Below are 13,273 nucleotides of genomic sequence, written 5' to 3'. Positions count from 1 at the left end.
TCCCAAGACCCGGCTCGACCGCCCTTGTGAAACAGGCCCAGACGAAGGGGCGCCCCGGTCGACGACCGGGGCACCCCTTTCGGTGTTGCGGCGGATCAGGCCAGGCCCAGCTCCGACTCGAAGTTGCCGCCCTCCAGGCGCTCCTTGACCGAGGTCAGGAAGCGGGCCGCGTCGGCGCCGTCGATCAGGCGGTGGTCGTACGACATGGCCAGGTAGACCATCGACCGGACCGCGATGACCTCGCCCAGGTCCGGGTCGTTGACCACGACCGGACGCTTCACCACGGCGCCCGTGCCGAGCATCGCCGACTGCGGCGACGGGACGATCGGCGTGTCGAAGAGCGCGCCCCGGCTGCCCGTGTTGGTCAGCGTGAACGTCGCCCCGGCCATCTCGTCTGGGGTGATCTTGTTGTTCCGGGTGCGCTCGGCGAGGTCGGCGATCCGCTTGGCGATGCCACCCATGTTGAGGTCACCGGCGTTGTGGATGACCGGCACGAGCAGCCCGCGCTCGGTGTCCACGGCGATGCCGAGGTGCTCGGCGGCCGGGTACGTGATCGTGCCGCCGTCCAGGTCCATGCTGGCCTGGATGATCGGGTGGGTCTGGAGTGCCTCGATGGCGGCGAGGGCGAAGAACGGCAGGAAGGACAGCTTCACGCCGTGCTTGGCCAGGAACGAGTCCTTGGCCTGGGCCCGCAGCTTGGCGACCTTGGTGACGTCGACCTCGACGACCGTGGTCAGCTGTGCCGTCTCGTGCAGCGACTGCTGCATCCGCTTGGCGATGGTCGCCCGGATCCGCGGCAGCTTCTCCGTGGTGCCCCGCTTCGCGCTGGGCTGCGGCTTGGCGGCCGGCTTCGGCGCGGCAGCCGACGGCGCGGCGGCCGGCTGTGCCGCCGGAGCCGGCGCGGCGGCAGCGGCCTTGGCCTTCTCGGCCGCGTCGAGGACGTCCTGCTTGCGGATCCGGCCACCCACACCGGTGCCGTTGAGCGCGGCCAGGTCCACACCGTGCTCGTTGGCCAGCTTGCGGACCAGCGGCGTGACGTACCCGGCCGCCTCCTCGCCACCCTGAGCCGGCGCGGACGGACGCTGCGGCGCGGCGGTCGGCGCGGACGGCTGGGCCGCCTGCTCGGTCTTCGCCGGCTGCGCCGACGTCTCCGCCTCGGCGGACGGCTCGTTGTACGACATGCCCGGGGTCGGCTCCTCGACCTTGGGCTCCGGCTTCGGCTCGGCCTTGGGGGCCGGCGCGGCCTCCGCCTTCGGCTCGGGCTTCGACTCGGTCTCCGCCTGGGCCGGGGCCCCACCGGCGACGCCGATGACCACGAGGTCGGCGCCGACCGCGGCGGTCTCGTCCTCGGCGACCTTGATCTCCAGCACGGTGCCGGCGACCGGGGACGGGATCTCCGTGTCCACCTTGTCGGTGGACACCTCCAGCAGCGCCTCGTCCACCTCGACGGTGTCGCCGACCTGCTTGAGCCAGCGGGTGACCGTACCCTCGGTGACGCTCTCGCCCAGTGCCGGCATCTTGACCGCGGTGCCCTCGCCCGACGATGCGGCGGCCGGAGCCGGCGCCTCGGCCGGGGCCTCGTCCTGCGCCACCTGGTCGGCGGTGCCCTCGGCGGCGGCGGTGGGCTCGGCGGCGGCCTCGACCGACTCGGCCGGCGCCTGCTGCTGCTCCTGCGGCGCGGCCTCGCCGCCGCCGGTCGACTCGCCCTCACCGGCGATGACGGCCAGCTCGCTGCCGACCTCGGCGGTCTCGTCCTCGCCGACCACGATGCGGCTCAGCACACCCGCCGCGGGCGACGGGATCTCGGTGTCGACCTTGTCGGTCGAGACCTCGAGCAGGGGCTCGTCGACCTCGACCGTGTCGCCCTCCTGCTTGAGCCAGCGCGTGACGGTGCCCTCGGTGACGCTTTCGCCGAGCCGGGGCATGGTGACCGATACCGGCATGTTCTCCAGACTCCTTCATTCCCCTAGGGGATCTTCGCCCGTCGCCGGACGCCGCGGTTTGGGTGATCAGGCGTGCGCGTGCAGCGGCTTGCCGGCGAGGGCCAGGTGCGCCTCGCCCAGGGCCTCGTTCTGGGTCGGGTGGGCGTGCACGAGCTGGGCGACCTCCGCCGGGTAGGCCTCCCAGTTGTAGATGAGCTGCGCCTCACCGATCAGCTCACCCACCCGGGCGCCGACCATGTGGACGCCGACCACCGGCCCGTCCTCGACGCGGACCAGCTTCACGAAGCCGGTCGTCTTGAGGATCTGGCTCTTGCCGTTGCCACCCAGGTTGTAGTTGTAGGTCTTGACCTTGTCGGCGCCGTACTGCTCCTTGGCCTTCGCCTCGGTCAGGCCCACCGACGCCAGCTCCGGGTCGCAGTAGGTGACGCGCGGGATGCCCACCTCGTCGATGACGGCCGGGGTCTGGCCGGCGATCTCCTCGGCGACGAAGATGCCCTGCTGGAAGCCCCGGTGCGCGAGCTGGAGGCCGGGAACGATGTCGCCGACGGCGTAGACGTTCGGCACGCTCGTGCGCAGCCGCTCGTCGGTCAGCACGTAGCCGCGGTCCATCTTGACGCCCTGCTCCTCGTACCCGAGGTTGGCGGTGCTCGGACCGCGACCAACGGCGACCAGCAGCAGCTCGGCCTCGACGGTCTCGCCGCCGGAGATGGTCAGCTTGACGCCGTTGTCGGTCTTCTCGACCTTCTCGAACGGCTTGCCGACCTTGAAGTTGATCTTGCGCTTGCGGAACGCCCGCTCCAACGCCTTCGACGACTCCTCGTCCTCGGCGGCGACCAGCCGGGGCAGCGCCTCGACGATCGTCACGTCCACGCCGAAGGACTTCCACACGCTGGCGAACTCGACGCCGATCACGCCACCGCCGAGCACGATCGCCGACGAGGGGATCCGGTCCAGGGTGAGGGCGTGGTCGCTCGTGATGATCCGCTCGCCGTCGACCTCCAGGCCGGGCAGGCTCTTCGCGTACGAGCCGGAGGCCAGCACGATGTTGCGCCCGGTGTAACGCTTGCCGTCGACCTCGACGGTGTTCGGGCCGACCAGCTTGCCGGCGCCCTGCACGACGGTGATGTTCTTCGAACCGCCGATGAGGCCCTGCAGGCCCTTGTACAGGCGGGAGATCACCCCGTCCTTGTACGAGTTGACCCCCGCCATGTCGACGCCGACCAGCTCGGCCTTCACACCGAACTGCTCCGACTCGCGGGTCTGGTCGGCGATCTCGGCGGCGTGCAGCAGCGCCTTCGTCGGGATGCAGCCGTTGTGCAGGCAGGTGCCCCCGAGCTTGCCCTTCTCGACCAGCGCGACCTTCAGGTCCAGCTGGGCGGCGCGCAGCGCCGCCGCGTAGCCGCCGCTGCCACCTCCGAGGATGACGATGTCGAAGGTCGCTTCGTTCGGCTCGCTCACGTCCAACTCCCAGGTCGCGTCACTGCATCGGGGGTCACGGAGGTGTAACACGGACACACCCCACCTCGGTCATCTTGTCACCACCGGGCACAGGGTGCGTAGTGAGGTGCCCAACGACACGTCATCGACACGTACCCTTGGCACCGTTGTCGATGACGTGTCGTTGGGGGAGAGGTCCGGTGGGGTTGTTCCGGCGTCGCAAACAGGCGCGTGTGGCGAGCCACGATCGTGCGGCCGATCGTGGCGATCTGGCCCATCTGGAGAGCTTCATCCAGAGCCGGCGAGGTGTCGAGGCGTTCATCGAACCCCGGACGACGGTCACCGAGACCACCGTCATCCTCATCGCCGACGACGGGGAGTGGACCCGCCGCCGCATCGACGGACCGGACGGCGCGCGCCGCTTCGCGTACCGGATGGGCATCCCGGTGTACGACGTCCGGCTGATGGGCTACCCGCAGCGGATGCGCGACTTCAACGAGCGCCGCAAGCGCCGCCCCGAGCTCTACTGACGGCGGGAGCCCCCGGTGTCGACCGAGGGCTCCCGCCGTCCGGGTGTGTCTCAGCCGTTGGCGGCGACGTCCTCGACGAGCTGCACCAGGGTGCGGACCGGCACGCCGGTGCCGCCCTTGGTCCAGTAGCCGGTCGGCTCGCCCGAGTGGTAGCCGGGACCGGCGATGTCGATGTGCGCCCACGCCACGTCGTCGGTCACGAACTCCCGCAGGAACACGCCGCCCTGCAGCATGTGCCCGGCCCGGTCCATCCCGGCGTTGACCTGCGAGATGTCCGCCACGTCGGAGTCCATGCCCTTGCGCACGTCGTCCGGCAGCGGCATCGGCCAGGCCGGCTCGCCGACCGAGTCGCCGACCGTGCGGACCCGCTCGCACAGCTCGGGCGTACCCATGACGCCGGCGACCCGCTTGCCCAGCGCGATCACCTGACCGCCGGTCAGCGTGGAGGTCTCGAACAGGTAGTCCGTGCCGTCGGCGCAGGCGCGCGCGATGGCGTCGGCCAGCACCATCCGGCCCTCGGCGTCGGTGTTGAGCACCTCCACCTTCTTGCCGCTGAACATGCTGATCACGTCGCCGGGCCGGTAGCTGGTGCCGGACGGCATGTTCTCGGCCATCGGCAGGTACGCGCTGACCGCCACGGACGGCTTCAGCGCGGCGATCGCCAGCATCGCCGCACCCACCGCGGCGGCGCCCGCCATGTCGGACTTCATCTCCCACATGCCCTGCGCCGGCTTGATCGAGATGCCGCCGGTGTCGAAGGTGATGCCCTTGCCGACCAGCGCGACCCGCTTGCCGTTACCGGCGTCCTGCGGCGTGTAGGTGAGCTTCACCAGCCGCGGCGGGGCCTCCGAACCCTGCCCGACCGCGATGATGCCGCCGTACCCGCCGGCGGCCAGCGCCGCCTCGTCCAGCACCTCGACGCCGAGGCCGGCGTCCCGTGCGGCGGTGGCCACGGCGTCGGCGAACGACGGGGGACGCAGCTCGTTCGGGGCGGTGTTCACCCAGTCCCGGCTGGTCCGGACCGCACCGGCGACCGCCTGTGCGCGGGTGATCTCCGCCTGGGCGCCCGTGTCGGCGGCGTCCGGAACGGCGACGAGCACCTCGGCCACCGGCTCCCGTCGGGCCGGCTGCGGCCGGGTCTTGTAGCCGGCGAACCGGTAGCCGCCGAGCAGCGCGCCCTCGGCGACCGCACGCAGCGCCGCCAACGCGTCCGCGTCGTCGGGCAACGGCAGGCTGAGCGCCACCTTCGGCGCGCCCGCCAGGGCCCGCACCGCCGCGCCGGCCGCGCGGCGCAGCGTCTCCGGCGCGGGGGCGGCGCCCGTCGGCTCCGGGCCGAGCCCGACCGCGACGACCAGCGGAGCCGTGACGGTGCCCAGCGTGGCCAGCTTGATCACCTCGCCCGGGCCACCGGTCGCGCCGAGCAGCGCCAGCGTCTCGGTCAGCTTGCCGTCGAACGCGGCGGCGATGCTCTCCGCGCCGCTGCCGAGCAGCAGGGTGCCGGCGAGGCCGCTGGTGGCGTCCTGCTCTCCGGTCTGGTTGTGCAGGCCGATCACGATCGCGTCGACGGCGAGCTCCGCCGGGTCGGTGTCGACCAGGCTCAGGGTGGTCGTGCGGGGGGCTGTCACTGAAGCTACTCCGGGCGGGCCGGGCCGGTCGCGTCGTCGCGTACCAGCGGTGGAGGTCTCCGGCGGAACCTACCCGCCGGACGTCAGGGCTGTCCCGTCGATCACACCAACGGGGTCCCGCCGATGCTAACCAGCGGTGTAACCCCCGGTAAGTTGCCACCCATGACCGACGTGACCTCCGCCGCCGCCGAGACCCGGCTGCGACGTTCCCCGCTGCACGAGCGGCACACCGCCGCCGGCGCCAAGTTCGCCCCCTTCGGGGGCTGGGAGATGCCGCTGGAGTACGCCGGCGGCGGAGTGCTCAAGGAGCACACCGCGGTGCGTACGGCGGTGGGGGTCTTCGACGTGTCGCACCTGGGCAAGGTCCGGGTGACCGGTCCCGGGGCGGCCGAATTCGTCAACTCGTGCCTCAGCAACGACCTGGGCCGCATCGGGCCCGGCCGCGCCCAGTACACGCTGTGCTGCGACGACGCCACCGGCGGCGTGGTCGACGACATCATCGCCTACCTGTACGCCGACGACCACGTCTTCCTCATCCCGAACGCCGCGAACACCGCCGAGGTCGTACGCCGGTTGCGCGCCGCCGCGCCGGAACGGATCACCGTCACCGACGAGCACGAGGCGTACGCGGTGCTGGCCGTGCAGGGCCCTCGCTCGGCCGAGCTGCTCGCCGTCCTCGACCTGCCCACCGAGCACGGCTACATGAGCTTCGACGCCGCCAGCCTCGCCGCCGTGGAGCTGAGCGTCTGCCGTACCGGCTACACGGGCGAGCTGGGCTACGAGCTGGTGGTGCCGGCGGAGCACGCGGTGACCGTGTGGGACGCGCTGTTCGCCGCCGGCGAGGCGTTCGAGCTGCGCGCCTGCGGCCTCGCCGCCCGGGACACGCTGCGCACCGAGATGGGGTACCCGCTGCACGGGCAGGACCTCTCGCTGGACATCACCCCGGTGCAGGCCCGCTCCGGTTGGGCGGTCGGCTGGGACAAGCCGGCGTTCTGGGGCCGTGACGCCCTGCGCGCCGAGAAGGCCGCCGGCCCCCGCCGTACGCTGCGTGGCCTGGTGGCCGTCGACCGCGCCATTCCGCGCCCCGGCATGACCCTGCACGTGGGCGACCGGCAGGTGGGTGTGGTGACGAGCGGCACGTTCAGCCCCACGAGGAAGCAGGGCATCGCCCTGGCCCTGGTCGACACGGACGCCAACCTCCCCGAAGGCGCCGAGGTCGAGATCGACATCCGCGGCCGCCGCGCCCCCCTGACCGTGACCAAACCCCCCTTCGTAACCCCCTCAACCCACTAACCCCACCCCCGCCCGTCCCCGGCGAACCCCGCCCGTCCTCGTTGATCAAGAGGTTCGCGTCAAAATTCCGCCGGAAACTGACGCGAACCTCTTGATCACCGGGGCGGAGCGGGGTGGGACCTGGGGACCCGGGGACCCGGGACCGGGGGACGGTGGGGGCGCGGGGGTGGGTCAGGGGGTGGGGGGTTCGCCGGAGTCCAGGACGGCCTGGGTCCAGCCGCCTTCGATGACTCCTGTCGCGTCCAGGACCGCCCAGTCGACGACGTCGGTGGACTCCACCACCACCGGGGCGCCGATCCGGACGCTCTCGTCGGTCGCCGCGTCGCTGGCGCTGACGCCGACGATCCGCTCCGGCGTCTCCCACGAGGTGACGCCCGCCCAGACGTACTCCGGGCCGTCGTCGCCCGGCAGGCCGTACTTGACGACCAGCTGCGACTCGGCCGGTAGCCGGCCGGCGACGAAGCGGGCCCGCGCGTCGCCCAGCGCGGCGCGGGCGGTGGCCACCGCCCGGCTCATCGCGTCACCGGAGCGGGCGTAGCGCACGTCCGGCTGGATGCCGGAGAACAGGGTCGCGCAGGCGGCGGCGTAGTAGCGCCCGTCCGGGCCGGGGTGCCCGGCCGGTGGGCGCAGGCTCAGGAACGAGTCGGCCTCCGGATCGGTGGCCGGGTCCAGCTCCAGGCGCAGCAGCACCGGGGCGGTCGCGCCGTGCTGCTCCGGGTTGCCGTACGCCACGGCGATGTCGTGCCCGGTGACCGTGGCGAGCACCGGTAGCTGCACGAACGCCGGCACCTCCTCGCCGTTGAGGCCGTCGGTCCAGTCCCGCAGCAGTCGGCGGGCCGCGCCGGTCATCACCGCGCCCCAGGCGCGGGTGAGATGGTCGGGCACCCCCTGGGTCTGCAACTCCAGCAGCCCGAAGCGCCGCAGGCCCTTCGTGGTGAACCACAGTCCCTCGGCGTCCGACGAGTACGGCACCAGCACCCAGTCGACCAGCCGGATCCGGCCCTGCTCGTCGGGGAGCGAGCGCAGCGCGGTCGCCGGGTCGAGGAACTGGAGACCGAAGACGTCGACCACGTCACTGTCGACGGACTCGGCGACCGCCGCCGCCACCGCCCGTGCCGCCCACTCGTGCGCCGGGGGCCAACCGGGCCGGTACTCGGCCTGCACCACCACCAGGTGCGTCGCCGCCGCCAGCCGGGCCAACTGCTCCTCGGTCGCGCCGAACGCGGTGAGCAGATCCGGCGGCAGCGCGGGGAACTCGGTGATCGGCCGGGTGTCCACGCTCATCAGCGGGCTGTCCAGCATCTGGGTGGCGAGCCCGTGCACCGGGTCGGCCAGTCGCCCGGCCAGTGCCGCCACCGCCGTCTTCGCGCTGACCTTGGGCAGCCCTGCCATCGGCACCAGGTAGGTCGCGCTGAGCGACTCCGGGACCGGTACGGGCAGGAAGTCGTCCGTGATGAGCATTTTTCGTTCCCCCGGTGGCCGCGCCGGTGTTGTCGAGCCGAACGCTACCCGGCCGCCCGTGCCGGCTTCAGCCGGACAGCACCACACCCAGGTAGACCAGCGTGGTGACCACCTCGACGGTCGCCCCGAGCACGTCGCCGGTGACGCCGCCGAGCCGTCGTACCACGTGGGTCAGCAGCGCCGCCGCGACGGCCAGCGCGGCGACGACGGCCAGCGGCCCCTGCCACGGGCGGCCCGGCACCGCGGGCACCGCCAGCAGCACGACGGCCACCGCGCCCACGGTCAGGGCGACCGGGCCGACCGTGCCGGCCACCAGCGCGCCGAGGCCGTCCGGTCGGGCGGCGGGCACGCCCCGCCGGCACGCCACCGTGACGCCCAGGCGGCCGGCGGCGGTCGCCGCGACCACCGCCGCGAGACACGCCGGCCACGACCGCCCGGCCAGGTCGGCGAGGGCGGCGGCCTGCACCAGGAGTACGACCACCAGCGCCACGACACCGAACGGTCCGACGTCCGGCTTCTTCATGATCGCCAGTGCGGCCTCGCCCCGCCGGTACGAACCGAGCGCGTCAACTGTGTCGGCCAGCCCGTCCAAGTGCAGTCCCCGGGTCAGCAGGGCGGCGGCGGCCACCGTCACGCCGGCGGCCACCAGCGGGGGAGCGAGCAGCCCGGCCAGGAGCAGGACACCACCCAGGAGTACGCCGAGCAGCGCGCCGACGGCCGGGGCGAGCGCCATCGCCGTACCCGCCACCGGGCGGTCGATCCGTCCGGCGCGTGCCGGCAGCGTGCTGAAGGTGGTGACGGCGAGCCGGGCGCCCGCGACGAACCGCGACTCAGCCGGCACGCCAGCCCGACGCCGGCTGCTCGTCCGCCCCGGTGCGGGTGGGACCCGGCCCGGCCGGCTCCGGCTCGACGAACTCGGGGTCGGTGTAGTCGGGCCCGGTGTACGCCGGCTCGTCGTCGGCGTAGTCGGGCTCCGGCTCGTCGGTGCCGTCCGGGTCGGCGTCGCCGCCGAGCGACGGGTGGACCGGCAGGGCGGCGGCCAGTGCCAGCACCGAACGCAGCATCGGCAGCGCGACCAGGGCGTTCGCGCCCTCGCCGAGGTCCAGGCGGAGGTCGAGCAGGGGCTCGAGGCCGAGCACGTCGGCGGCCAGCCGCACCGCGGGGTGCTGGCCGTGGTCGGCCAGCAGGCACCAGTGCCGGGCCTGCCCGGCCAGGTCGCGGCTGATCATCCCGGCCGCCAAACCGACCGGCCCGTCCAGCAGCACCGGCACCCGGCGGGCGGTCGCGCCCAGCAGCACGCCGGTGGCCACCGCCACGTCGCCGCCACCCAACTCGGCCAGCACGTCCTTCGCGGAGCGCGGTGAGCGGCGGGTGCGGTGCAGGGCGTCCCGTACGGCCGCGCAGCGGACCATCCAGGCCGCGTCGTCGATCTCACCGGAGTCGGTGATCACCCGACCCAGCACCGACGGCGGTTCCGCGCCTGCGGTGGCCGCCAGCACGGCCGCCGCCGCCGCTTCGGTGCCGGCGCCGCACGCCCCCAGGACCAGCAGCTGTACGCCCGCGTCGGCCGCCTGCTCGGCCAGCCGCCAGCCGTAGCGCAGGGCCGACTCGACCTGCTCGCCGGTCAGCGCCGGCTGGGTCTCCATCGGGGCGGCGGCCGGAGTGTCCACCACCTGGAGGCTCGCGCCGGCCTCGGCGGCCAGTCGGGCCAGCGCGCCCCGGCCGGCGCGGGCCTGCGCGGCGCGGCGTGCCGACTCGCCGGCGACGGTGCCGGCGGACGCGCCGCCCGCGTGGTCGCCGTTGACCAGCAGCACCCGTACCGAACCCCAGGCGGACGGGGTCGACGTGCCCTGCGTGGCGGCGGCGAAGCCGACCACCCGGTCCAGGACTCCCAGCCCGGCGCCCGGCACGTCCAGGGAGGCCAGCCGGTCCACCGCCTGCGGGCCCGCGTACTCGTCGGGCATCGGCAGCTCCATGCCCGGCTGGATGACCAGCCCGGTGGCCACCATCGGCAGCGCCATGGTCGGCGCGGCCCACGGGTTGCGGGGCTCCTGGCTCGGCGCGACCGGCGGGGTGTGGGTCAGGACCTCGGGGAGCTGCACCTCGGGCGTGGGAGCGGTGTCGTCCAGAGTCGGGGCGGCGCTCCGGACCTGGTCGGCAGTGACGGCGTGTCGTCCGGTCGCGCTCGCCGGCGCGGACGGGGCCGAGGCGGCGACCGCTGCCGGCTTCAACCAGGCGGGCTGACCGGCGACCACCAGCGCCACGGCGTCGCAGGCGTCCGCGACCGCGCGGTTGGCCGCGCCGAGCGCGTCGGTGAACGCCCGCCCGAGCGGGGTCGTCGGCACCAGCGAAAGCCCCACCTCGGGGCTGACCAGCACCACCCGTGCCGCGCAGGCCCGGATCGCCTCGGCCAGCTCGGCGATCGTGGCCACGTCGTCGGCGGGCTGGTGCTCCGGGTCGAGCAGCACGGTCACCCAGCCGCCCAGGTCGTCCACGAGCAGCGTCTCGTTCGGCTCGGCGGACGCGAGCACGTCCGCCAACCGGCGCGGCTCCCCGGCGGTCTCCTCGGTGGTCCAGCTACCCGGGCGCCGGGCACGGTGGGTCGCCAGTCGGGTCGCCCACTCGGTGTCCTCCGGGTCGCCCTCCGGCGCGGTGGCGACGTAGCGGACCACCGGCGCGTCGGCGACCAGGGACTCGGCGAACTCGGACTTGCCGGACCGGATACCGCCGAGCACCAGGACCGTGTTCCACCCGTCAACGGACATGCCCGTACCTTAAGGCCGCCCGGGGTCGCTCTGCCTGCCGGCCCGGCGCTCACGCGACGGGTGCGGGGCCGTCGCGCTCCGGGCCGACTACGCTGGCGGGGGTTCGTCCCACCGGGACTTCAGCGGCGAGGGGAGACGCGGCATGGCGTGGAGCTGGCGGTACGAGGGCACGGACGGCCAGACGGTCGAGGGACCGGCGGAGTCGTTCGGCAGCCAGGCCGACGCCGAATCCTGGATCGGTCAGACCTGGCGTGAACTCGCGGCGTCCGGCGTCACCTCGGTCGCGCTCGTGGAGGACGACCGGGTGGAGTACCGGATGAGCCTGCTGCCCACGGCCGAGTGATGGCGTACGACCGGCCGGGCGACAAGCTGGTGCTCGGCGTGCCCAGCGCGGCGTTCCGGCCCAGCCCGGTCTTCCTCGGCCTGGTCGCGCTGTTCGCGGTCAGCGGGGTGCTGGCCTGGAACGGCTACGGCAGCGTCCGCTTCGACGTGTTCCTGTTCGTGGTCTCCGGCTGGCTGGTGTCGCTCTGCCTGCACGAGTACGCCCACGCGGTCGTCGCCTACCGGGCCGGTGACCGGGACATCGCGCACCGTGGCTACCTCACGCTCAACCCGTTCAAGTACACCCACCCGCTGCTGTCGATCGTGCTGCCGGTGGTGGTGGTGCTGCTCGGCGGCATCGGCCTGCCCGGCGGCGCGGTCTGGGTGGACCGGCACGCCATCCCCGGGCGGCTGCGGCACACCCTGGTGAGCCTCGCCGGCCCGGCGACCAACGTGCTGTTCACGTTGCTGCTGGTGCTCGCGGTACGACTCGGCGCCACCTCGGGCGGCCCGGTCGAGTTCTGGGCCGGGGTGGCGCTGCTGGCGTTCCTGCAACTCACCGCGAGTGTGCTCAACCTGCTGCCGGTGCCGGGCCTGGACGGCGGCAACATGATCCAGCCGTGGCTCAATCCACAGTGGCGCAGGATGTACGACCTGTTCGCCCCGTACGGCTTCATCCTGCTCTTCGCTCTGCTGTGGAACCCACGCCTCGGGGGTTGGTTCTTCGACGGGGTCTTCGCGGTCGGCGACCTGCTCGGTCTGCCGTCCTGGCTGTACGCCGCCGGCCTCGACCTGATCCGCTTCTGGCAGAACTGAGCTGACCGGGCCCGGTCGGCGCGCGAACCGCCGACCGGGCCGGACCACGTCAGGGCCGCTGCGCGGGGGACTCGGTCTTCGCCGCGTCCCGCTCCACGACCGGATCGACGATGTCGTCGATGGCCTTGAGCAGCTCGGCGTCGAGCTTCACGCCGGCCGCCTTCACGTTGTCGTGCACCTGCTCGGGACGCGACGCCCCGATGATCGCCGACGAGACGTTCGGGTTCTGCAGCACCCACGCCACGGCGAGCTGGGCCATGCTCAGGCCGGCCTGCTCGGCGAGCGGCTTGAGCTGCTGCACCCGGGTGAGCACGTCGTCGTTCATGAACCGGGCGATGAAGTTCGCGCCGGACTTCTCGTCCGTGGCGCGGGAGCCGGCGGGCGGCGGCTGCCCCGGCAGGTACTTGCCGGAGAGCACACCCTGCGCCATCGGCGACCAGACGATCTGACCGATGCCCAGCTCCTCGCTGGCGGGTACGACCTCGGCCTCGATGACCCGCCACAGCATCGAGTACTGCGGCTGGTTGGAGACCAGCGGGACGTGCAGCTCCCGGGCCAGCGGGTGCGCGGCGCGCAGCTGCTCGGCGGTCCACTCGGAGACGCCGATATAGTGCGCCTTGCCGGAGTGCACGACGTCGGCGAACGCCTCCATTGTCTCCTCCAGCGGCGTGCTGTAGTCGTACCGGTGGGCCTGGTAGAGGTCCACGTAGTCGGTACGCAGCCGGCGCAGCGAGCCGTTGATCGACTCCATGATGTGCTTGCGGGACAGGCCACGGTCGTTGCGACCCGGCCCGGTCGGCCAGTAGACCTTGGTGAAGATCTCCAGGCCCTCGCGACGCTCGCTCTCCAGCGCCCGGCCGAGCACGTCCTCGGCCCGGGTGCCGGCGTACACGTCGGCGGTGTCGAAGGTGGTGATCCCCGCGTCGAGGGCGGCCCGCACACACGCGAACGCCGCGTCCTCCTCGACCTGAGAACCGTGGGTGATCCAGTTGCCGTACGAGATCTCGCTGACCATCAGGCCGGAACGGCCCAGGTGTCGGAATTCCATGTCCCGACCCTAACGCCGGCCGATCACGATCGCC

11 protein-coding genes are annotated in these 13,273 nt (G+C 73.1%); 4 read left to right on the top strand and 7 right to left on the bottom strand.

The annotated features are described in order from the left end of the window. Positions 1 to 95: 95 nt before the first annotated feature. Together sucB and lpdA are read right to left on the bottom strand one after the other, a co-directional pair. Positions 96 to 1,943, bottom strand: coding sequence for a 2-oxoglutarate dehydrogenase, E2 component, dihydrolipoamide succinyltransferase (sucB, locus tag ACQPZK_RS23175; RefSeq protein ID WP_433534999.1), 1,848 nt, complete (start codon positions 1,941 to 1,943; stop codon positions 96 to 98). Positions 1,944 to 2,009: 66 nt separating this feature from the next. Further along, entirely contained in the window at positions 2,010 to 3,401 is a 1,392-nt protein-coding gene (gene lpdA, locus ACQPZK_RS23170; protein WP_433534998.1) for a dihydrolipoyl dehydrogenase, read from the bottom strand. 179 nt (positions 3,402 to 3,580) lie between these two features. On the opposite strand from lpdA, the gene ACQPZK_RS23165 reads away from it, so the two are divergent. Next, positions 3,581 to 3,910 (top strand): hypothetical protein, encoded by a 330-nt coding sequence (locus ACQPZK_RS23165; protein ID WP_433534997.1) that lies wholly within the window; start codon positions 3,581 to 3,583, stop codon positions 3,908 to 3,910. Between the two features lie 50 nt (positions 3,911 to 3,960). On the opposite strand, the gene ACQPZK_RS23160 is transcribed toward ACQPZK_RS23165, so the two are convergent. Next, positions 3,961 to 5,535: a leucyl aminopeptidase gene (locus ACQPZK_RS23160; protein ID WP_433534996.1), complete on the bottom strand. Its 1,575-nt coding sequence runs from the start codon at positions 5,533 to 5,535 to the stop codon at positions 3,961 to 3,963. A 162-nt stretch (positions 5,536 to 5,697) separates the two neighbouring features. On the opposite strand from ACQPZK_RS23160, the gene gcvT reads away from it, so the two are divergent. Next, the gene (gene gcvT / locus ACQPZK_RS23155; protein ID WP_433534995.1) at positions 5,698 to 6,828 is read left to right on the top strand and encodes a glycine cleavage system aminomethyltransferase GcvT; all 1,131 of its coding nucleotides are present in this window, start codon (positions 5,698 to 5,700) and stop codon (positions 6,826 to 6,828) included. Between the two features lie 171 nt (positions 6,829 to 6,999). On the opposite strand, the gene ACQPZK_RS23150 is transcribed toward gcvT, so the two are convergent. From ACQPZK_RS23150 to ACQPZK_RS23140, 3 genes are all read right to left on the bottom strand, one after another. After that, positions 7,000 to 8,289, bottom strand: coding sequence for a DUF2314 domain-containing protein (locus ACQPZK_RS23150; RefSeq protein WP_433534994.1), 1,290 nt, complete (start codon positions 8,287 to 8,289; stop codon positions 7,000 to 7,002). A 67-nt stretch (positions 8,290 to 8,356) separates the two neighbouring features. Further along, a complete protein-coding gene (locus ACQPZK_RS23145) occupies positions 8,357 to 9,130 on the bottom strand; it encodes an adenosylcobinamide-GDP ribazoletransferase (RefSeq protein ID WP_433534993.1) in 774 nt (257 codons plus the stop codon). Then, a complete protein-coding gene (locus ACQPZK_RS23140) occupies positions 9,120 to 11,054 on the bottom strand; it encodes a bifunctional adenosylcobinamide kinase/adenosylcobinamide-phosphate guanylyltransferase (protein WP_433534992.1) in 1,935 nt (644 codons plus the stop codon). Before ACQPZK_RS23140 ends, ACQPZK_RS23145 begins: the two co-directional genes overlap by 11 nt. A 142-nt stretch (positions 11,055 to 11,196) precedes the next feature. Between ACQPZK_RS23140 and ACQPZK_RS23135 the strand changes: the two genes are divergently transcribed. Continuing rightward, positions 11,197 to 11,397, top strand: a complete 201-nt coding sequence (locus ACQPZK_RS23135; RefSeq protein ID WP_030337978.1) for a hypothetical protein — start codon at positions 11,197 to 11,199, stop codon at positions 11,395 to 11,397. Beyond that, the gene (locus ACQPZK_RS23130) at positions 11,397 to 12,191 is read left to right on the top strand and encodes a site-2 protease family protein (RefSeq protein WP_433534991.1); all 795 of its coding nucleotides are present in this window, start codon (positions 11,397 to 11,399) and stop codon (positions 12,189 to 12,191) included. The genes ACQPZK_RS23135 and ACQPZK_RS23130 overlap by 1 nt, the downstream gene beginning before the upstream one ends. Before the next feature lie 49 nt (positions 12,192 to 12,240). Here the strand turns inward: ACQPZK_RS23130 and ACQPZK_RS23125 are convergent, their stop codons facing one another. Continuing rightward, complete coding sequence (locus tag ACQPZK_RS23125) at positions 12,241 to 13,239, bottom strand: aldo/keto reductase family protein (RefSeq protein WP_433534990.1); 999 nt, start codon at positions 13,237 to 13,239, stop codon at positions 12,241 to 12,243. Between the last annotated feature and the right edge of the window lie 34 nt (positions 13,240 to 13,273).

It is taken from the genome of Micromonospora sp. CA-249363 (genome assembly GCF_050950185.1).
In the GTDB taxonomy this organism is placed as follows: Bacteria; Actinomycetota; Actinomycetes; order Mycobacteriales; family Micromonosporaceae; genus Micromonospora.
The sequence above is the reverse complement of the archived record's forward strand: the minus strand, read 5'-3'. Positions and strand labels throughout refer to the sequence as shown.

Bases quoted from the DNA above. Each gene is read 5' to 3' on its own strand.
- sucB (WP_433534999.1), bottom strand. From the start codon at position 1,943: ATGCCGGTATCGGTCACCATGCCCCGGCTCGGCGAAAGCGTCACCGAG.
- gcvT (WP_433534995.1), top strand. From the start codon at position 5,698: ATGACCGACGTGACCTCCGCCGCCGCCGAGACCCGGCTGCGACGTTCC.
- ACQPZK_RS23150 (WP_433534994.1), bottom strand. From the start codon at position 8,289: ATGCTCATCACGGACGACTTCCTGCCCGTACCGGTCCCGGAGTCGCTC.
- ACQPZK_RS23140 (WP_433534992.1), bottom strand. From the start codon at position 11,054: ATGTCCGTTGACGGGTGGAACACGGTCCTGGTGCTCGGCGGTATCCGG.
- ACQPZK_RS23135 (WP_030337978.1), top strand. From the start codon at position 11,197: ATGGCGTGGAGCTGGCGGTACGAGGGCACGGACGGCCAGACGGTCGAG.
- ACQPZK_RS23130 (WP_433534991.1), top strand. From the start codon at position 11,397: ATGGCGTACGACCGGCCGGGCGACAAGCTGGTGCTCGGCGTGCCCAGC.
- ACQPZK_RS23125 (WP_433534990.1), bottom strand. From the start codon at position 13,239: ATGGAATTCCGACACCTGGGCCGTTCCGGCCTGATGGTCAGCGAGATC.